Source organism: Sedimenticola hydrogenitrophicus, from assembly GCF_025175675.1.
GTDB lineage: Bacteria > Pseudomonadota > Gammaproteobacteria > Chromatiales > Chromatiaceae > Sedimenticola > Sedimenticola hydrogenitrophicus.
The window spans coordinates 83,610-101,644 of record NZ_JANIOA010000005.1 but is presented as its reverse complement, the minus strand read 5'-3'; the positions used below and the strand labels follow the sequence as shown (position 1 = coordinate 101,644).

Genomic DNA, 18,035 nt, shown 5'->3' with positions numbered 1-18,035 from the left:
ATGCGTCAATATCTCGATCTCATGCGCCATGTCCTGGAGAACGGTACCCGCAAGGAGGACCGTACCGGCACCGGCACGCTGAGTCTGTTCGGTTACCAGATGCGCTTCGATCTATCGCAGGGCTTTCCCCTGGTCACCACCAAGAAGCTGCACCTGCGCTCGATCATCCATGAGCTGCTCTGGTTCCTGAAGGGAGAGACCAATATCCGCTACCTGAAGGAGAACGGGGTCAGAATCTGGGATGAGTGGGCGGATGAAAACGGTGATCTGGGACCGGTTTACGGCGCCCAGTGGCGCTCCTGGCCGACCCGCGAGGGCGGCCGTATCGACCAGATCGCCCAGCTGGTGGAGCAGATCCGCCACAATCCGGATTCGCGGCGTCTGCTGGTGACCGCCTGGAACCCGGCCGAGGTGGAGCGTATGGCGCTGCCGCCCTGCCACTGCCTGTTCCAGTTCTACGTGGCGGAGGGCCGGCTCTCCTGTCAGCTCTATCAGCGTAGTGCCGACATCTTTCTCGGCGTCCCGTTCAATATCGCCTCCTATGCCCTGTTGACCCTGATGATCGCCCAGGTCACCGGGCTTGAGCCGGGGGAGTTCGTCCATACCTTCGGCGACGCCCATCTCTACGCCAACCACCTCGAGCAGGTGGCGACCCAGCTGGCTCGGGAGCCCTTTCCCCTGCCGTGTATACGGTTGAATCCCGCGGTCGACTCGCTGTTCGATTTCGTCTATGACGACTTCACCCTGGAGCAGTACCAGTGCCACCCCCACATCAAGGCGCCGGTGGCGGTCTAAGGGCTCGCGCAAAAATAAGTTTCGGTATTCGGTCGCCACTGGAGCCCGCTGGCGGGGTTACGCCCTCGGTACTGCGAAATTATTCTTGCCCGAGCCCTAAGGCCGGTCAACCCCTACCGAACCGGCGCCGCGCCCCATGCAACAGGGAAACCTATACTGGATAGTATGCCTCTAATCTGTTGAAGCATAGATTCCGGAAGGTGGCTGATGCGGCGCATAGCGACTGTCGGTGTGGCCTCCGGCCAGGCGGGCCGGCATGGGGGATGCTGGCGTGGCCCCCTGGTGTTGCGCAATTCGCCGGGCTTGAGACGCTACTGTGCTGCCGAGGGGTTGCAGCTGGTCTGGCATGCGCTGCTGCAGGCGGATGAGCGGGTCACCAAGCTGGAGGCGGTGACCGGGCTCTGCCGGCAGGCGGCGCGCTTCGCCTCCGCCCTGGTCCGCCACCACCAGCCGTTCCTGTTCCTGGGCGGTGATCATGCCACCGCCATGGGGGTGTGGCAGGGGGTGATGGGGGCGCTTCCCGGGAGTCGCCGGCTGGGGCTGATCTGGATCGACGCCCACATGGATGCCCACACCTTCGAGACCACGCCCTCGGGCAATGTCCACGGCATGCCGGTGGCCGGACTGCTGGGCCAGGGGGATCGGCTGTTGAGCCGGGTGTATGGCGGCATGCACCACTTGCGACCGGAAAACCTGGTGCTGCTCGGGGTGCGCAGTTATGAGCCGGCGGAACAGCGCCTGCTGGAACGGCTCGGCGTGCGGGTGATCGGGATGGCTGAACTGAATGAGCCGGGTGCGTTGCGTTCACGGCTGGTAGAGACCGCGGCGCGCCTGTCGCGGCAAGTGGATGTGCTCGGCATCAGCATCGATCTGGATGCGGTCGATCCCCGGGACGCCCCGGCCGTCGGGGTGCCGGAACCGGGTGGCATTGCCGGCGATGAACTGGTCGCGGCGTTGGCCGCCATCGCGGCAGTCCCGCGGCTGGTGGGCATGGAGATCGCCGAGTTTTGTCCCCGGCATGAGCGTGAAGAGAAGACCGTGCAGCTGATCGGCAGGTTGATCGCCGCCCTTTACGGTGAGGGCGGCGAGAACAGGACGCGGTACAGATCCTTCGGATCGGCCGGCGAGGGGATCAAATCCACCTCCTCGCCGATATTCAGGTCGCAGGCCAGCTGATAGACCAGTTGCAGGATAGCGAAGTCCTCCAGGGCGAAGCCGACAGAGTCGAACAGGGTCAGCTCCCCGGGGTCCTGCCGGCCCGGCTTGTCGCCGTTGACCAGTTCCCAGAGTTCGGCGTGCACCGGGGTCTCTTTTGCCAGCTGGATCTCCCCCTCTTCCAGGCTCTGCGGCAGATACTCCACCACAATCCGGCACTGCGCCAGCAGGGCGGGGTCCAGTTCGGTCTTGCCGGGGCAGTCGCCGCCCATGGCGTGGATATGGCTCCCAGGGGGGATCATGCCAGGGCCAAGCAGCCGGTTATGCTGCCTGGCGGCCGTGGCGGTGACGACCACATCGCTGTCGGTGAGCGCCGCATCGATCGAATTGCACGGGATCAGGGTGGCGTATCCGGCCATATTGCGGGCAAATTTTCCCATCGCCCGCGGGTCGGTGTCGAAATAGGAGACCTGCTCGATCGGCAGCACCTGGCGGAGCGCCAGCAGCTGGAATTCCGCCTGGGCGCCGGTGCCTATCAGCGCCAGGTGACGGCTCTCGGGGCGGGCCAGGTATTTCGCCCCCAGCGCCGTTGTGGAGGCGGTACGGATGGCGGTCAGCAGGGTCATTTCACTCAGCATCAGGGGGTAGCCGTTCCGCGCATTGGCCAGCATACCCAGGGCAACGACACTGAGACGACCCGCGGCGGTATTTTTCGGGTGTCCGTTGACATACTTGAAGCTGTAGAACTCCTCGTCGGCGCAGGGCATCAGTTCAATCACCCCCTGCGGGTAGTGGGTGGCGTGGCGGGGGGATTTGCGGAACTCGTCCCAGCGCCCGAAGGCGGCTTCGAGGGAGGCCAGATTCTGTCGCAGGAAGTGGTCCATCCCGGTTTCCCGGATAAGCTGTTTCAGGTGGCTGATGGTGATAAGTCGCATGCCGTCAGTCCCATGTTGTTGGTTGTTTAGAGGTAACTACTCAGCCGGTCTGTAAGTGATTGGCCTGCCTTGTTGGCCGATCTTGATCCAGCCATCGTGTGAGGCCGGCAAGGCAGACCAATCACCCCGTGAGTCGTTACGTTTAGAGTAAAGCTTAGACCATGGACGTGGTATGCTCCGCGGCATGCAACAGACGCCGCTCATTTCCCTTATTGCCGCCATGGACGAGGACCGGGTCATCGGTTGTGAGAATCGCCTGCCCTGGCGTCTACCCGCCGATCTGCAGCATTTCAAGCGTCTGACCCTGGGCAAGCCGATCATCATGGGACGAAAAACCTGGGAGTCGCTGCCCGGTCTGCTGCCCGGCCGCACCCATATCGTGATCAGCGCCAATTCGGCCTACCGGGCCGAGGGTTGCCGGCTGGTGCACACGGTCGAACAGGCGCTGGCGGTGGCCGGCGATGTGGCGGAGATCATGATTGTCGGTGGCGCCAACCTCTACCGTCAGTTGTTGCCGCGGGCCGACCGGCTCTATCTGACGCTGGTGCATACCCGGGTGGTGGGCGACGCCTGGTTTCCGGATTATGCAGTGGACGCCTGGCGCGAGCTGGCACGGGAGGACCACTGCGCCGATGAGCGCAACCCGTTCGATTACACCTTCCTCACCCTGGAGCGGGCTGACGCCTGACAGGCGTGATCAGGGTTTCTTGTAGCCGCTGCAGTCAACCTGCACCACCTTGGGCGGTTTCTCCCCGCGGATCTGCAGTGCCGTCAGCTTGCCGCCCCAGAGGCAGCCGCTATCCAGGCACCAGCTGTTGTGGCTGTGGTGATAGCCCAGGGTCGACCAGTGACCGAACAGGATACGCTGGTCGCGGGTGGCGCGCCCGGGCAGGGCAAACCAGGGCTGGTAGCTTGGGGGCTGGTGTCCCGGCGCCCGTTTCTCCTTCAACGCCAGGTTGCCCTGGTCATCGCAGAAGCGCAGGCGGGTAAAGCAGTTGATGATAAAACGCTGACGCTCCATGCCCCGCAGCTCGTCCGACCAGCAGCTGGGCTCATTGCCGTACATCTTTAGACACAGCTCCCCGAGTCCGTCACTTTGCAACACCCCCTCCACCTCGGCTGCGCAGCGCAGCGCCGTTGCCAGGTCCCACTGCGGTGGCAGGCCGGCGTGAATCAGACTGTAGCCCCGTTCCGGACAGTGGTGCATCAGCGGACGGTGGCGCAGCCACTCCAGCAGCTCGTCCCGGTCTTTGGCCTTCAGCACCTCGCACAGCGTGTGGTCCTTTTCCGCATGCTTCATGTTGCCCTGCGACAGGGCCAGCAGGTGCAGATCATGGTTACCCAGTACCACGGTGGCACCATCCCCCAGCCCCTTGACGAAGCGCAGGGTTTTCAGGGAATCGGGTCCCCGGTTGACCAGGTCTCCGGCAAACCAGAGGGTGTCATGGTCGGGGTTGTACTTGATCTGTTTCAGTAGCCGTATCAGCTCCCGGTAACAGCCTTGAACATCGCCGATGGCATACAGCGCCATATCAGAATCCATCCCGCTGAAGTGTGGTCAGTTGTCGGTCGTGCACGCCGCCCAGCAGCAGTTGGGAGAGCAGTGCACCGGTTAGTGCCAGGAACATGTCCCATTGGGTATCCCAGATGTCGCCCTGGGTGCCGAGAAAGGCCGCCGAGGCCTCTTCGCTGATCAGGGCGGTCCACCACTCGATCATTTCATAAAAGGCGGAGAATGCAAGGCAGACGCTGGTCACCGTGAGCAGCAGCCAGCCACCCGGGGCCAGCGGCGAGCGGCGCAGCAGTATCTCCCGCGCCAGTATGGCCGGGATGAACCCCTGGGCCAGATGGCCGATCCGGTCATAGTGGTTGCGTGTCAGATCCAGGCTGTCACGCAGCCAGTTGAACAGGGGGACCTCGGCATAGGTGTAGTAGCCACCAATGATCAGGATGATGGCGTGCAGGGCCAGCAGCCGGTAGAGCAGCGGGGTCAGGGGGAACACGGGCCTGCTCCAGATCACCAGTACCAGACCCAGCATCACCGGCACGGTCTCCAGAAACCAGGTGAGCCGGTCGGCCACCGGATCAATCGCACTGAACAGCAGCGACACTGCGACCAGCAGCAGTAACACGGCCGGTTCCTTGACGATGGTTCGCTTCATGCATTCAATCCGGTTATGGAGCTAGTGCAGGATTCGCGGCAGCGCCAGGGAGAAGGGGGCGATGGGGGCGTCAAACTGTTCGCCCGTTTCGGACTGCATCCGGTAGCTGCCCTGCATGGTTCCCACCGGGGTCGGCAGTGCCGTGCCACTGCTATAGACGAAATCCTCACCCGGCCGCAGAAACGGCTGCTGTCCCACCACGCCTTCGCCGAATACCTCCTGCACGTCGCCGTTGGCGTCGGTAATGAGCCAGTGGCGACTGATCAGCCGGGCACCGGTCCCCCCGGTATTGCGAATGGTGATGGTGTAGGCGAACACATAGCGATCCTCTGCCGGGTCGGACTCGGCTTCGACATAGGCGGTGCGTACCTCCACCTCGATGCTGTTGCGTGCTGATTTGCTCATGGACAGGTGTAACTCGATTGACCAATGGACGGGATTTTATCTGAAACGACAGACTCGTAGGTATTATGACAGCTTCAGATATGGGTTGTCCGGTCGCTCAATTATATAGTTGAGAGATTCTCTGATGTGCGTTGTGGACAATAGGATACTGCGGATGAACAAGCGATCAATATTCCTGCTGCTCTGGCTGGGGTGTGTGGCGGCGTGGGCGGCCGATGCCAATCAATTGCTGCTGGCGGCCGCCGGTCTCGGGCAGGAGCGACAGGTGGTGGCGCTGTTGGCGCAGGGTGCCGATGCCAATGCCAGCAACAGTGCCGGGCGTCCCGCGCTGGTGCTGGCGGCATTCAATGGCAATGCCCGTACCCTGCGGGCGTTATTGGCCGCAGGGGCCGATGTGAATGCCGTGGATGGGGTCGGCAACAGTGCCCTGATGGATGCCGCCGCCTTTGGTCATACGGCGGCCGTGGAGGCGCTGATCCAGGCCGGTGCGGATGTCAATCTCAAGAACAAGGCGGGCGTCGGCGCTTTGCGGCGGGCCAATCTGGGTAAGCACCCGGCGGTGATCCGGCTGCTGGAAGAGGCGGGGGCAACCGAGGGGGCTGACCAATGAGCCGGCCGGCGGAGTGGCGGAATTTGCGGGTGGGTTGGCATTTTTGCGTCACCGCCGAGGCGACTGCCGGACGATGTGAAGTGAGTCAATTTCACGGCGGCGCGTTCGTAGCAGAGTATGCCTTGATCCCTTTGATTCCACTCCCTGGTTGGCAGCCGTGATGCGGGCGGAGGTGTAACGTGTTCAGAGCCCAATACCCCCGGCGCAAGCCGGATGTTCTCCTTATCCTTTACTCCCTGGTCGGGGCGGCGTTGCTGGCGACTCTGTCGATCCACTTCCACCTGCTGGACCGGCCGGCGGCAGTTGATCAGAGTCACTCCTATAGCAATCCGCGGGGCTGATTGCCCTACGGAAGATGCCACTCACGGCCAGATGGTTTAAAATCAGCCGGTTTTTCAGGTTCGCGGCGTTATGCGAACAGTCCTGAACTGAATCCGGGTGGTGAATGAGTAAAAAATTACGCGTGGGGGTTGTCGGAGTCGGCTATCTGGGGCGGTTTCACGCCCTGATCTATTCCCGAATGGAAAATGTGGAGCTGGTCGGTGTGGTCGATACCGATCCGCAAACCGCTGCGCGGGTGGCCGAGGAGTGCGGCTGCACCGCCTTCGGCAGCAGCAGCGAGCTGTTGGGAAAGGTCGATGCGGTCAGTATCGTGGTGCCTACCACGGCCCACCTGGATGAGGCCAGGCCTTTTCTTGAGGCCGGGGTACACATGCTGCTGGAAAAGCCGATCGCCTCCACGGTCGAGGCCGGCAGGGAGATCGTTCGACTGGCCGAAGCCGCGGGCGTCATTCTGCAGATCGGCCATCTCGAGCGTTTCAATGCCGGCGTCATGGCGCTGGCGGAGCGCATCCACCAGCCGCGTTTTATCGAGGCCCACCGCATGGGTGGCTTCGTCGAGCGCGCCACCGACGTGGACGTGGTCTCGGACCTGATGATTCACGATATCGATATCATCCTCTCGCTGGTGAAGTCGGAAATCATCGCCATCTCGGCGGTGGGTACGCCGGTGCTCACGTCGCATGTGGATATCGCCAATGCCCGCCTGGAATTCGCCAACGGCACGGTGGCCAATGTGATCGCCAGCCGGGTCTCGGAAAAGCGCATGCGGCGTATCCGGGTGTTTGAGGAGAGCCGCTACGAGTCGCTCGATTTTATCGACCAGCGCATCGAGACCGCCTATCCCAAGCCGCGACCCGGCGAGGCCTGGCCCGAAGTGGTGATGGAGAGCCTGGCTATCGAGCCGGTCAAACCCCTGGACGCCGAGCTGGCCGCCTTCGCCGCCAGCGTGATCTCCGGTAAGCCGCCGCTGGTGGACGGGCAGGTAGGCCTTGAGGCGCTGGATGTGGCCATGCGGGTCAAGGCCGAGATCATGGGGCGTCTCGGGGCGTAACCGGATTCCCGGACGCGCATCGCACCGGACATCGGCGCTCCCGTTTTGGGGCGCCGGGCAACGGGGCGGGGAAAATTCTTTACTCTTAGGGTTTGCGCAAGAATAATTCCGTAGTACCGAGGGCGTTCCTGGGCCCCGCTGGCAAGGCACGCTTTGCAGGCAATGGCTGTTCCCTTGGCAAAAAGCGTAACGCCGCCAGCGGGGTCCAGGGGCGACCGAATACAGGAACTTATTCTTGCGCGAGCCCCTAATCTGGATATGACAATGACACAACAGACAGCACCCGAGGGTGTGCCATACCTCAGTCTGCAGCACGAGTTTCAAACCCTGCAGGCAGAGTGGTTCAGCCGTATTGAGGCGATCGGGGCCGGCGGGGCCTTCATCCTTGGCCCCAATGTGCGTGCCTTCGAGCAGGAAGCGGCGGCGTATATCGGCAGCGAGTTCGCCGTGGCGGTAGCCAACGGGACCGACGCCCTGGTGCTTTCGCTACGCGCCCTGGATATCGGCCCGGGGGATGAGGTGATCACCTCGCCCTTCACCTTTTTCGCCACCGCCGAGGCGATCTCCATGGTCGGGGCGACCCCGGTTTTTGCCGACATCGATGAGGCGAGTTTCAATCTGGACCCCGCGAGCGTGGCGGCCCGGATCAACGAGCGGACCCGGGCGATCCTGCCGGTGCATATTTTTGGTAACCCGGCGGATATGGAGCGGCTGAACCAGTTGGCCCGGCAGCATGGCCTGAAGGTCATTGAAGATGGTGCCCAGGCATTTGGCGCGCGTGCCGGGGAGTCCACCGTGGGCAGTCTGGGGGACAGCGGCTGTTTCAGTTTCTATCCCACCAAGGTGCTGGGTTGCTACGGCGACGGCGGGCTGATCAGCACCAGCGACGAGGTGATCCGGAAGCGTCTGCTGAAACTGCGCAATCACGGTGCCAGCGCACCATTTACCCATGATGAACTGGGCTATAACAGCCGCCTGGATGAGGTGCAGGCCGCCCTGTTGCGGATCAAGCTGGAGAAGCTGGAGCAGGATATCGCCGCCCGCACCCAGGTGGCCGACTGGTATGACGCGCGGCTTGCCGGACTCGATCTGGTGACGCCGCTACGCCCCGCCCAGGGGCGCCATGCGTTCAATCTCTATACCATCCGCCATCCCCGCCGGGACGCGCTGCGGGCACACCTGAATGAGCATCGGATAGGCAACAGCCAGTGCTATCCCCTGGGGCTGCATCTGCAGCGGATCTATGCCGGGCTCGGCTATCGCCCCGGGGATCTGCCGGTCGTGGATCGCCTGTGTGGCGAGACCCTGTCGTTACCGATCTTCCCGGCCATGACCGAGACGCAGGTCGATTACGTCTGTGACCGGGTGGCCGGGATCTGAAACGGTGCCGGCCGCATTGAGCGGCCAGTGATTAGTCCGTAGTCGCGCGGGGTGGACACGTAGTCTGTGCCGCCTTGTTGTCCCGGAAATCGGGGTCGGAGTCAAGCCGCCAATAACGGGTGTCATTTCTCCAATGATTGTGCGGCTTGACTCCGACCCCTGCGAACAGACGGCACCCATGTGGCGCCCTATGATCGGGTTTCGGAGCCCTTAGTCCTCATCCAAATCCATATCGATATCCAGATCATCCTCCAGATCCGGATCTTCAATCTCATCCAATTCCGCCTCCACCTTTGCGGTGCTGGGCTGGGGGGTCAGTTCCACTTGTTTCAGGCGCATGGAGGCGCGCGGCGAGAACTCTTTTTTCGCCTTGGTATAACCGGTATTGAGCAGGCTGGTCAGGTAGGATTCATCCTTGGTGAGCTCGCGCAGCTTGGGTTCGACTATGCCCACCTGGAATTCGAGGATCTTGTTGCGGTTCAGGGAATAGAGGTAGACGGTGTTGGCGTTGCCCGTTTCCAGGTTCAGGTCGCGCAGTACCGGTGAGCTTTTAGTACCAGCCTCAAGAAAACCGTGCCAATAATTCTTTTTGCTCATTTTTACCCCGCATCATTGAAACTTTTTCCCAGGCGGAACGCAGAGGAGAACCGCCTGAATAGCTATAAAACCTCCGGGTCCTGCAGGGTCTGCAGGAGCGGAATCGGCCTGATCTTATTTTAAAATCAGGCGTTCGACAATAGTTTCCGATACGAAGTTTTAGCGCAATTTTGGGCTTGGTTTTTTGCCTCCGTAACCCCGTTGGGAGGCCAGGCCACCAGCAATTCTAAATTTGGCGAGAATTCATTTTTAGCCGCAAATGAACGAGAATAAATTTACTATAACCCCTCCGGTGGTTTGGTGGACGCCAGCGGGGTGAGGCATAACGGGAAAATTCATAATGGGCTGGACCCTGGAGAACCACGGATTCACACAGATAAACACGGATTCGGAATTTTCATCTCCTATCTGTGTATATCCGTGTCCATCCGTGGTTCCTTACTAACCGGATTGGGATAACTAAACGGCTATTGAACGCCCTATTTAGGATTGTTGCGAGACCACAGCCCCCGTTGCGGGACTAATACTCCTGTAGCACCAGGTCGCTGAAAAGGGCGTTTCGCTCCTGTTCGGAGGCCGCTTCGAGGGCATTGTCGACCAGTTCCCGGGTCAGGTGCGAGGCAAACAGTTGGATGAAATCGTAATGGTATGCCCGCAGGAACAGGCCCGGCCTGAAGCCGAGCCGGGTGGTGCTCGGGGGAAACAGGTGCGTGGCATCGAGGGAGCACAGGTCTTTGTCCTGATCGGGGCTGTAGGCCATCTTAGCCAGGATGCCGATGCCGAGGCCCAGTCTGACATAGGTTTTGATCACATCGGCATCGGTCGCCGTGAACACCACATTCGGCTCCAGGTCGTGACGGCGAAACGCCTTGTCGAGCTGGGAACGGCCGGTAAAGCCGAACACATAGGTAACGATCGGGTACTCCGCCACCGCCTCCAGGGTCAAGGGGTGAACCTCCCGCAACGGATGGTCGCAGGGGGTGATGATGGTCCGGTTCCAGTGATAGCAGGGCATCATGATGAGGTTGCCGAAGTCCACCGTTGCCTCGGTGGCGATGGCGAAATCCACCGCGCCGCCGGCCGCCATCTCGGAAATCTGTTCCGGGTTGCCCTGGTGCATCTGCAGGTCGACCGCGGGGTAGCGTGCGCGAAACGCCTTGATCACGGGTGGCAGGACGTAGCGGGCCTGGGTGTGGGTGGTGGCGATGGAGAGGCTGCCGGCGCGCGGATCGCTGAATTCGCTGGCCACATCGCGGATCGAGTCCACTTCCCTGAGCACCGCCTCGGCACGGCTGATGATCGCCGTGCCGGCATCGGTGATGCCGGTCAACTGGCGGCCGGTCCGCTCGAAAATGGTGACACCGAGCTCATCTTCCAGCAGGCGGATCTGCTTGCTTACGCCGGGTTGGGAAGTGAACAGGCGCTCGGCGGCCGCGGTAATGTTCAGGTCATTCTGGGCGACTGCCAGGAGAAAACGGAGCTGTTGTAATTTCATGGTGCGACTCAATATATATAATGATTCTTATTGCCGCTATAACAATCAACTATTTCTATAGACGGAAAAGTTATTTTGATGTATTGTCTCGCCGCGCTATAGTCTGGTGCAAGCATATTCCTCGTTGCTGGAGCAACCGGAAGCACGCCGCGACTATTAACATTGTAGGAAGCTTTTCAATGAGCGCAGTACAGAGAGTAGATGAATCTGCAAGAAACGGTTCCGTATTGGCCAGTCTCGGTTTTGATGATGACGGTTTCCTGTGTGATGCGGCGGTCTGGGATGATCGGGTGGCGGAGCGGCTTGCCGAACTGGAAGGCGTCGCACCCCTGCAGGCGGCCCACTGGCGGGTGATCCGCTTCGTGCGCGACCGCTATCTACGGCTGGGTGCCATCCCCCCCATGCGCCGGATATGCCGCAGCAGTGAGCTTTCAAGGAGCGAGGTGAAGGCGCTTTTCGGCGGCTGCCTCCAGGTTTGGCGCATCGCCGGGCTGCCCAATCCGGGCGAAGAGGCCAAGTCCTATTTGAGTTAAACCCAGAATTTTTCTGTCCGGCCCGGCCGGTCAGTACCGCTGAGAGGCGGAATCAGTATTAAGGGCTTGCCCTTTCACCGCGTTATACCTCCCTTTGCCCGGTTCGTCCGGGCGTTTTTTTGTCCATCAAGAAGCGTTTTCTCCGCCCGTTGCCAGCCGATGTGCCGCCACTATGGCCGCGTGCAGGCTGCCGATGTCGGCCTGGCCGCTGCCGGCGAGATCGAGGGCGGTACCGTGATCCACCGAGGTGCGGATGATCGGCAGGCCGAGGGTGATGTTCACCGCATTGCCGAAACCCAGGTGTTTGAGTACCGGCAGCCCCTGATCGTGATACATGGCCAGCACAGCGTCCGCCCGTTTCAGGTGCCGGGGGGTAAACAGGGTATCCGCGGGCAGGGGGCCCTCCAGACGCATCCCCTCGCGGCGCAGCCGCTCCAGGACCGGGATGATGGTGTCGATCTCCTCCATGCCGAGATGCCCGCCTTCACCGGCATGCGGATTGAGTCCGCAGACCAGGATCCCGGGGTCGGGCAGGGCAAAGCGCCGGGTCAGGTCGCGGTGCAGGATCCTGAGCACGCGTTCCAGGGAGGCCTGGGTGATGGCGGCACTGACATCCTTGAGTGGCAGATGGGTGGTGGCCAGGGCCACCCGCAGGCCGGGGCAGGCCAGCATCATCACCGGGAAGGCATTGGTCAGCCGGGCAAGAAACTCGGTATGGCCGGAGAAGGGGATGCCGGCGTCGTTGATTACCCCCTTGTGGATCGGGCCGGTCACCAGGGCGCTGAAGCGGTTTGCCAGGCAACCCTGCGTCGCCTGGGTCAGGGTCTCCAGCACATAAGCGGCATTGGCCGGTTCCAGGATGCCCGGTATGACCGGTGCGGCCAGGTCTACCGAAACCACACTGAGGCTGCCGGCGGTCTGCGTTGCCGGTTGGGCGGGATCATAGGGGCGGATGTGGAGCGGGAGGGAGAGCCGTGCCGCCCGCTCCGTCAGCAGCTGCGCTGAACAGACCGCCACCAGCGGATACTCCCGCGTCTCCTGGGCCAGTTGTACGCACAGGTCGGGGCCGATGCCGGCGGGCTCACCCGGGGTGAAGGCGAGGGGTGGGCGCGGCATGCTCAATCCCATCTCCCTCAGGAGTCGCTGATGCGGATGTCGATGAACGCTTCGTCCTTGAGGCGGCGCAGATAGAGTTCACCTTCCTCGGACGCCTTGCGATTGCTGATCGCCTTCCTCGCTTCCGCCTTCAGCACCTCGGTGGTGCTGTCGTGTTCCCGCCGCTCCAGCAGTTGCGCCAGATGCCAGCCGTATTCGGTGCGGAACGGTTGGGTCAGCTCGCCGGGGGCCAGCTTGGCAATCTCCTCATCAAACCGCGGCAACAGCGCGCCGGGGGTGACCCAGCCCAGATCGCCACCCTTGATGGCGGAGGATTTGTCGTCCGAGTGGGAACGGGCCAGGGCGGAAAAGTCGTCGCCGCCGCTAATGCGCTGGCGCAACTGCTCCAGGCGGGTACGGGCGTCGTTGTTCGAGGTGACCTCATTGGTGCTGATCAGGATATGCCGGACATGGCTCTGGGTGACGATCTTGCGCTCGCCCCCCCGGTAGTCGTTCAGTTTGATGATGTGGTACCCGCTGGCGGTGCGGATCGGGTCACTGATCTCCCCCCGCTCCATGTTGATCACCAGGTCGACGAAGATGGTGGGCAGCTGGTTGGCCGGTCGCCAGCCAAGGTCGCCCCCTTCCAGCGCCTGGCGGCCATCCGATTTGGTGATCGCAATATCGGTGAAGTCGGCGCCGGCGCGCAGCGATTCGACCAGCGACTCCGCCTGCCGGCGCGCACGCTCCATCTGCTCCGGTGAGGCGGCCTCCGGGGTGGCGATCAGGATATGCTGCAGCTGGTAGGCGGAGCGCTCGCCCAGGCTGCCGGCCTGGCGTGCGATATAGGTCTCCACTTCCTGGTCGGTGACCCGGATGCGCCGGCGTACCTCCTGGTCCAGCAGTTGCTGCAGGGTGATCTCCTCCTGGATGTTCTGACGGAAGCTGCGGAAACTGATGCCGCCCTCCTCCAGCGTGCGGCGGAATTCGGACAGGCTCAGTTCGTTGTTCCGGGCGATATTGTTGATCGCCTGGGCGACGATGTCTTCGCTGACATTGATGCCGGCCCGTGTGGCGGCGGCCAGCTGCAGTTTTTTCAGGATCAGCCTTCCCAGTACCTGTTTTTCAATAATTGTCTGGGGTGGCAGGCGCTGTCCCTGCTGGCGCAGTTGCGCGACGATCTTCATGATCTCCCTGTCCAGTTCACTGCGGACGATGATGTCATCGTCGACCACGGCGATAATCTCGTCCACCGGTTCGATCGGTTGGCTGAGGGCGAATGTGGCTGGTCCATACAGGAGGGCCACGCCCAGGAGCAGCGCCCCCAGGTTGTTTAACAGGGTCTTTCCAGTGGTCATGAATATGTCAATCAGTTGTCAGTGTGATAGCCCAGGATACCGCGTTCCAGGAATTGATCAATCTTGTCGCCGAGACTGGTGAGCCCTTTCAGCTCCAGCTGCAGGAACAGGGCGAGGTTGCCGTCGGCATTGGCATCGGTGCGATAGTCGCGGACGACAAAACGGCTGACCCAGCAGCAGCTCTCGTACTCGACTCCGGCAAAGGTCTCCATGCTTGTCTCATGCAGCAACGAGTAGTTCCAGCGGCCGACCGCGTGCAGCCGGTGGGTGATCGGCCAGCGTGCCGACAGGTCGGTCTGCTCGATGGAGCCGTTGGTATAGCGGTAAGTCAGGTTGAGGATGCGCCGTCGCTCGTCCAGGTAGTGAATGCCGAAGGCCCCCCGTTCCGTTTCGTTGCCGCTGGCGTGCGGGTTCCACTGCAGCCCCGCCTGCATGCGCCACTCACGGCTCAGCCGGGCGGCCACCTCGGCGACGATCGATGAGCTGTCCTCCTGGGGCACCGCACCGCTGCTGATCAGCTGTACCTCCCGGTCCCTGAAATAGAAGATCTGACCGATACTGGCGCGGAAGAGTTCCTCGCCGCTGGCGCTGCTCAGTCCCCGGGTGGTGAGGGCGGTGGTCAGCTGGTTGGCGTCCCCCACCTTGTCGACACCGCTGAAGCGGTTCTCGCGGAACAGGTTGGCGAAGCTGAAGTCCAGCGCGCCGGTGTCGAAGTCCGGGAGATCGCTCTGATCCTCTTTTGGCGTATAGAGATAGTACAGGCGCGGCTCCAGGGTATGGGTGATGGCGTTGCCGAACCAATTGCCGCCGCGGTCGAAGTAGAGTCCGCTGTCCAGGCTCAGGGTCGGCAAGGTGCGGCTCGGGTTGTCACTCAACCCGGGGGTCTGGTTCTCCAGGCTGTAACGGGTGTGGTGCAGGCTCAGCTTGGGCGTCAGGAAGCCCCAGGGGCGGCGCAGCGGCAGGCTGACCCCGGGCTGCAGATCGAAGCGTTCGCCCTTCACCTTGTTGTCCGAGCTGTGGCCGAAGTGGACATACTCGCTGCGCAGGTGGTAGGTCAGGCCCATCGCCTGATCCGGTTTCTCCAGGTTGAGCAGCAACTGGGGCAGGCGGCTGTAGGGACGGTCATTGAGGGCGATGGTGCTGTCGATGGTCTGGAACTGCTGGGCGCGGCCGAGAAAGCTCCAGCCATCGCCAAAGTACTGGACGTCCCCGCGCCGTTCCTGGTGTTGCACGCTGGTGGCGGCCAGGCTGGCGCCCAGGTCATCGAGATAGTCGTTATCGGAGACGTAATTGAGATTGATGTCATAGCTCCAGCGCGGCGCCGGCGTCCCGTTCAGCAGCATGTTGAGCGCGCCGCGGGTACTGTTCTCTCCCGGCCCCCGTTCACTGTCGCTCGGCAGCAGCTCGCCACGGACCTCGCCTTTGTTGCGCTCGGTCAGATAGCGAAATTCTCCCCCCAGTAGGATGCCGCGCTTGCTCATGATGCGCGGGGTGAAGGTGGCATCCAGATGGGGGGCGATATTGAAATAGTAGGGGATGGAGGCGTCCGCGCCGCTGTTTTCCGAGCTGCCGATGGTAGGCGGCAGGAAGCCCGATTTTCTCCGGTCATCGATTGGGAAGGTGGCGTAAGGGAGATAGATGAAGGGCACCCCCTTGAAGCGCAGTTTCGCATGGCGCGCCACGCCCACGCCGCTGGCCTGATCGATCTCGATCTCCTCGGCCTCCACCTGCCAGTCGCTGTTGCCCGGTGGGCAGGTGGTGTAGCGGACATCGCTATAGCGGGACTGATCCGTATTCAGTATTTCCGCCGTGCCGGCATTGCCCCGCGCCAGTGGATCGGTGAGGCGGAATTCGGCCTGTTCCGCGCTGCCCTGCCGGGTATTCAGGTTGTAGTGCATTTCACTGCCGGTGACCCGCAGTCCCGGCTGCTCCAGGTAGACGTTACCCTCGGCGTCCAGGGTATTGCCCCCTTTCAGGTAAGTGACGTGGTCCGCCTGCAGGCGTTCGTTGGCGTGTTCGACCTGGACATTGCCGGAAAAATCCGCACGGCCTTCGCTGCGGTAGAGATCGGCCGCGTCGGCCTCGATCCGGGTACTGGTGTCCGCAATCGGCAGGCTGGGCGGGTGCCGGGGGGATCGATCCGCGGCGCACTGACTCCAGTCGAGGCCGCGGTCGATCCGCGCCACGTCCACAGGTGATGGAGCGACCGACATTGTCGCTTCGGGGCGCTGGGCTGTGGCGGGTGCCGATGGCGTGACCGGGGGTGTCTCGGCGGCAGGAGCTTGCTGATGGATGTCGGGTGTTGTGCTGGCGGTAGTACTCGTCTCTGCCTGGGTGGATTGCGCGGAAGCCTCGGGTGCCTGCTCCATCGCCTGGCTATCATTCGACGTGGCGGTTTTACCGGTGGTGATGACCGCGGGCGCAACCTCGACCGGAGCCGGTGGCGTCTCGGTGGCGTTGTCTTGTATGGGCGGGGTTGTCGTGGCTTCCGTTGATGCGGTTGTTCCAGGGGTGGATTGATCCTCCTCAGTGGCCTGTTCGGCGTCACCGCCAGGGGCCTGCGGCGTGATCAGCGGCGTGATCGCCACCGCCTCGGGTGTCCGGGGCTCTTCCAGGGGTTGGGTGGTGACACCCCCTTGAACGGGTTGCTCCAAGCTACTATCGCTGGTTATGGGTGGTGTGTCGGCGGGTCGTTCAATCGCCACCGGCTCGGGAGGGACCGGTACGCCATCCTGGAAGCACTCCCAGCCGCCATCGCTGGATACGCGACAATCCCATTTTGGAGCGGCTTGAGCGGCAGGAACCAACAGCAATCCACTGATGGCAAGTGGTAGCATCCTTCTTTTTCCGGGCACGGCAACTCTCTGAATTCTTCTGATTAGGTTGGATCGGCAGGGGGCCATTCGGCCACTCCCGCCCTATACTGCCCCTGGGCGCCGCTCCCCTGGCGGCACGCTGCGGCTTCCGAATGTGAGAAGCCGTGGCAAGAGCCGCATAAAATCGCATAGAATCGCCTTTTCTTCAATGGCCGCAACTGCTTTCACTCTACCGCGCTACTCGTCGGGCGGGGGAGAAGGCCGGCCTGCCGCAGTACGGAACCGGTAATGCCCAAGAGAGAACACGCCCTGACCCAATGGTTGACCGAGCAGATTGGCCTGCGGGATTTCCGTATCGAGCCGGCCTCGGACGATGCCAGCTTCCGGCGCTATTTTCGTCTTACCCTGGCCGACGGGGAGACCCGGATCGCCATGGATGCCCCGCCGGAGCAGGAGGATTGTGTGCCGTTTCTGCATATCGCTGCGCAGCTGGGTGCGGTCGGTCTGCATGTGCCTATGATCCATGCCGCCGATCCGGCGCAGGGTTTTATCCTGCTGGAGGATCTTGGTACGGTGCACTACCTGGACCGGATGAACGAAGCGACCGCGGACCGGCTCTATGGTGATGCCCTGGCCGCCCTGGCAGTGCTGCAGTCGGTGGGGCCGCGCGAGGGGCTTCCGCCCTATGATGCGCAGCTGCTGCGACGGGAGATGGCGCTGTTTCCCGACTGGCTGCTGGGGCGGCATCTCGAGCTGAGCCTGGATGCTGCCGAGCAGGCGCTGCTGCGAGAGTGTTTCGATCTGCTGGTGGAGAGTGCCCTGGAGCAGCCCCGGGTCTGCGTGCATCGGGACTACCACAGCCGCAACCTGCTGCTGAGCGAATCCCCCAGCCCCGGGATCCTCGACTTTCAGGACGCGGTGCTGGGGCCGGTCACCTATGACCTGGTGTCGCTGCTCAAGGACTGTTACATCGCCTGGCCGATGGTGCGGGTGCAGGCTTGGGCTCTGGGCTATTTCCAGCTGGCGGTGCAGTCGGGGGTGTTGCAGCCGTCCCACGAAGCGCGGTTCCTGCGCTGGTTCGATCTGATGGGGGTGCAGCGGCACCTGAAGGCGAGCGGGATCTTCGCCCGCCTCAACCACCGCGACGGCAAGCCCGGTTACCTGGCGGATATCCCGCGCACCCTGGGCTATATCGTCGAGGTGGCCGGCCGCTATCCGGAGCTGGCCGGACTGGGCGAGCTGATCGAGCGGCGGGTGCTGCCCCGGCTCTAGAGTTGTCGGGAACAGCGGCAGGTGCCCCGCCTGC

General features: G+C 62.5%; 18 protein-coding genes. 9 read left to right on the top strand and 9 right to left on the bottom strand.

Annotated elements, in window-relative coordinates; translation table 11 throughout:
* Together NPX02_RS04660 and NPX02_RS04655 are read left to right on the top strand one after the other, a co-directional pair.
* The gene (locus tag NPX02_RS04660; protein WP_260292204.1) at positions 1 to 795 is read left to right on the top strand and encodes a thymidylate synthase; all 795 of its coding nucleotides are present in this window, start codon (positions 1 to 3) and stop codon (positions 793 to 795) included.
* 207 nt (positions 796 to 1,002) lie between these two features.
* Positions 1,003 to 1,971 (top strand): arginase, encoded by a 969-nt coding sequence (locus tag NPX02_RS04655; RefSeq protein WP_260292202.1) that lies wholly within the window; start codon positions 1,003 to 1,005, stop codon positions 1,969 to 1,971.
* On the opposite strand, the gene NPX02_RS04650 is transcribed toward NPX02_RS04655, so the two are convergent.
* Entirely contained in the window at positions 1,866 to 2,885 is a 1,020-nt protein-coding gene (locus NPX02_RS04650; RefSeq protein WP_260292201.1) for an ornithine cyclodeaminase, read from the bottom strand. The two genes, NPX02_RS04655 and NPX02_RS04650, sit on opposite strands and share 106 nt — an antisense overlap.
* 184 nt (positions 2,886 to 3,069) lie before the next feature.
* On the opposite strand from NPX02_RS04650, the gene folA reads away from it, so the two are divergent.
* On the top strand, positions 3,070 to 3,573 hold the full coding sequence (gene folA, locus NPX02_RS04645; protein ID WP_260292199.1) for a type 3 dihydrofolate reductase: 504 nt from the start codon (positions 3,070 to 3,072) through the stop codon (positions 3,571 to 3,573).
* Positions 3,574 to 3,582: 9 nt separating this feature from the next.
* Here the strand turns inward: folA and NPX02_RS04640 are convergent, their stop codons facing one another.
* Genes NPX02_RS04640 through apaG form a run of 3 tightly spaced genes read right to left on the bottom strand, consistent with a single transcriptional unit; the run spans position 3,583 to position 5,452 of the window.
* A complete protein-coding gene (locus tag NPX02_RS04640) occupies positions 3,583 to 4,416 on the bottom strand; it encodes a symmetrical bis(5'-nucleosyl)-tetraphosphatase (protein ID WP_260292195.1) in 834 nt (277 codons plus the stop codon).
* A gap of 1 nt (position 4,417) precedes the next feature.
* Positions 4,418 to 5,047, bottom strand: coding sequence for a DUF2238 domain-containing protein (locus NPX02_RS04635; RefSeq protein ID WP_260292194.1), 630 nt, complete (start codon positions 5,045 to 5,047; stop codon positions 4,418 to 4,420).
* Between the two features lie 21 nt (positions 5,048 to 5,068).
* A complete protein-coding gene (gene apaG / locus NPX02_RS04630; protein WP_260292190.1) occupies positions 5,069 to 5,452 on the bottom strand; it encodes a Co2+/Mg2+ efflux protein ApaG in 384 nt (127 codons plus the stop codon).
* A 154-nt stretch (positions 5,453 to 5,606) separates the two neighbouring features.
* Between apaG and NPX02_RS04625 the strand changes: the two genes are divergently transcribed.
* The 4 genes from NPX02_RS04625 to NPX02_RS04610 all read left to right on the top strand — a co-directional run bounded on the left by NPX02_RS04625 (position 5,607) and on the right by NPX02_RS04610 (position 8,835).
* Positions 5,607 to 6,062: an ankyrin repeat domain-containing protein gene (locus NPX02_RS04625; RefSeq protein ID WP_260292187.1), complete on the top strand. Its 456-nt coding sequence runs from the start codon at positions 5,607 to 5,609 to the stop codon at positions 6,060 to 6,062.
* A 179-nt stretch (positions 6,063 to 6,241) separates the two neighbouring features.
* A complete protein-coding gene (locus NPX02_RS04620) occupies positions 6,242 to 6,403 on the top strand; it encodes a hypothetical protein (protein WP_260292186.1) in 162 nt (53 codons plus the stop codon).
* Between the two features lie 104 nt (positions 6,404 to 6,507).
* Positions 6,508 to 7,455 (top strand): Gfo/Idh/MocA family protein, encoded by a 948-nt coding sequence (locus tag NPX02_RS04615; RefSeq protein WP_260292185.1) that lies wholly within the window; start codon positions 6,508 to 6,510, stop codon positions 7,453 to 7,455.
* 264 nt (positions 7,456 to 7,719) lie between these two features.
* Positions 7,720 to 8,835: a DegT/DnrJ/EryC1/StrS family aminotransferase gene (locus NPX02_RS04610; RefSeq protein WP_260292183.1), complete on the top strand. Its 1,116-nt coding sequence runs from the start codon at positions 7,720 to 7,722 to the stop codon at positions 8,833 to 8,835.
* Between the two features lie 210 nt (positions 8,836 to 9,045).
* Here NPX02_RS04610 and NPX02_RS04605 read toward each other — a convergent pair whose 3' ends face one another.
* Positions 9,046 to 9,432, bottom strand: a complete 387-nt coding sequence (locus tag NPX02_RS04605; protein WP_260292182.1) for a hypothetical protein — start codon at positions 9,430 to 9,432, stop codon at positions 9,046 to 9,048.
* Between the two features lie 520 nt (positions 9,433 to 9,952).
* Entirely contained in the window at positions 9,953 to 10,927 is a 975-nt protein-coding gene (gene cysB, locus NPX02_RS04600) for an HTH-type transcriptional regulator CysB (protein ID WP_260292179.1), read from the bottom strand.
* Positions 10,928 to 11,106: 179 nt separating this feature from the next.
* Between cysB and NPX02_RS04595 the strand changes: the two genes are divergently transcribed.
* A complete protein-coding gene (locus NPX02_RS04595) occupies positions 11,107 to 11,460 on the top strand; it encodes a TusE/DsrC/DsvC family sulfur relay protein (protein WP_260292175.1) in 354 nt (117 codons plus the stop codon).
* A gap of 126 nt (positions 11,461 to 11,586) precedes the next feature.
* On the opposite strand, the gene pdxA is transcribed toward NPX02_RS04595, so the two are convergent.
* The 3 genes from pdxA to NPX02_RS04580 are packed head-to-tail and all read right to left on the bottom strand — an operon-like array spanning position 11,587 to position 16,567.
* The gene (gene pdxA, locus NPX02_RS04590) at positions 11,587 to 12,576 is read right to left on the bottom strand and encodes a 4-hydroxythreonine-4-phosphate dehydrogenase PdxA (RefSeq protein ID WP_260292174.1); all 990 of its coding nucleotides are present in this window, start codon (positions 12,574 to 12,576) and stop codon (positions 11,587 to 11,589) included.
* A gap of 17 nt (positions 12,577 to 12,593) precedes the next feature.
* On the bottom strand, positions 12,594 to 13,913 hold the full coding sequence (locus NPX02_RS04585) for a peptidylprolyl isomerase (protein WP_260292171.1): 1,320 nt from the start codon (positions 13,911 to 13,913) through the stop codon (positions 12,594 to 12,596).
* Positions 13,914 to 13,924: 11 nt separating this feature from the next.
* Entirely contained in the window at positions 13,925 to 16,567 is a 2,643-nt protein-coding gene (locus NPX02_RS04580; RefSeq protein ID WP_260292168.1) for an LPS-assembly protein LptD, read from the bottom strand.
* A gap of 450 nt (positions 16,568 to 17,017) precedes the next feature.
* On the opposite strand from NPX02_RS04580, the gene NPX02_RS04575 reads away from it, so the two are divergent.
* A complete protein-coding gene (locus NPX02_RS04575) occupies positions 17,018 to 18,001 on the top strand; it encodes an aminoglycoside phosphotransferase family protein (RefSeq protein WP_260292154.1) in 984 nt (327 codons plus the stop codon).
* Positions 18,002 to 18,035: the final 34 nt, after the last annotated feature.

Bases quoted from the DNA above. Each gene is read 5' to 3' on its own strand.
- NPX02_RS04660 (WP_260292204.1), top strand. From the start codon at position 1: ATGCGTCAATATCTCGATCTCATGCGCCATGTCCTGGAGAACGGTACC.
- NPX02_RS04655 (WP_260292202.1), top strand. From the start codon at position 1,003: ATGCGGCGCATAGCGACTGTCGGTGTGGCCTCCGGCCAGGCGGGCCGG.
- NPX02_RS04650 (WP_260292201.1), bottom strand. From the start codon at position 2,885: ATGCGACTTATCACCATCAGCCACCTGAAACAGCTTATCCGGGAAACC.
- folA (WP_260292199.1), top strand. From the start codon at position 3,070: ATGCAACAGACGCCGCTCATTTCCCTTATTGCCGCCATGGACGAGGAC.
- NPX02_RS04640 (WP_260292195.1), bottom strand. From the start codon at position 4,416: ATGGCGCTGTATGCCATCGGCGATGTTCAAGGCTGTTACCGGGAGCTG.
- NPX02_RS04635 (WP_260292194.1), bottom strand. From the start codon at position 5,047: ATGAAGCGAACCATCGTCAAGGAACCGGCCGTGTTACTGCTGCTGGTC.
- apaG (WP_260292190.1), bottom strand. From the start codon at position 5,452: ATGAGCAAATCAGCACGCAACAGCATCGAGGTGGAGGTACGCACCGCC.
- NPX02_RS04625 (WP_260292187.1), top strand. From the start codon at position 5,607: ATGAACAAGCGATCAATATTCCTGCTGCTCTGGCTGGGGTGTGTGGCG.
- NPX02_RS04615 (WP_260292185.1), top strand. From the start codon at position 6,508: ATGAGTAAAAAATTACGCGTGGGGGTTGTCGGAGTCGGCTATCTGGGG.
- NPX02_RS04610 (WP_260292183.1), top strand. From the start codon at position 7,720: ATGACACAACAGACAGCACCCGAGGGTGTGCCATACCTCAGTCTGCAG.
- NPX02_RS04605 (WP_260292182.1), bottom strand. From the start codon at position 9,432: ATGAGCAAAAAGAATTATTGGCACGGTTTTCTTGAGGCTGGTACTAAA.
- cysB (WP_260292179.1), bottom strand. From the start codon at position 10,927: ATGAAATTACAACAGCTCCGTTTTCTCCTGGCAGTCGCCCAGAATGAC.
- NPX02_RS04595 (WP_260292175.1), top strand. From the start codon at position 11,107: ATGAGCGCAGTACAGAGAGTAGATGAATCTGCAAGAAACGGTTCCGTA.
- pdxA (WP_260292174.1), bottom strand. From the start codon at position 12,576: ATGCCGCGCCCACCCCTCGCCTTCACCCCGGGTGAGCCCGCCGGCATC.
- NPX02_RS04585 (WP_260292171.1), bottom strand. From the start codon at position 13,913: ATGACCACTGGAAAGACCCTGTTAAACAACCTGGGGGCGCTGCTCCTG.
- NPX02_RS04575 (WP_260292154.1), top strand. From the start codon at position 17,018: ATGCCCAAGAGAGAACACGCCCTGACCCAATGGTTGACCGAGCAGATT.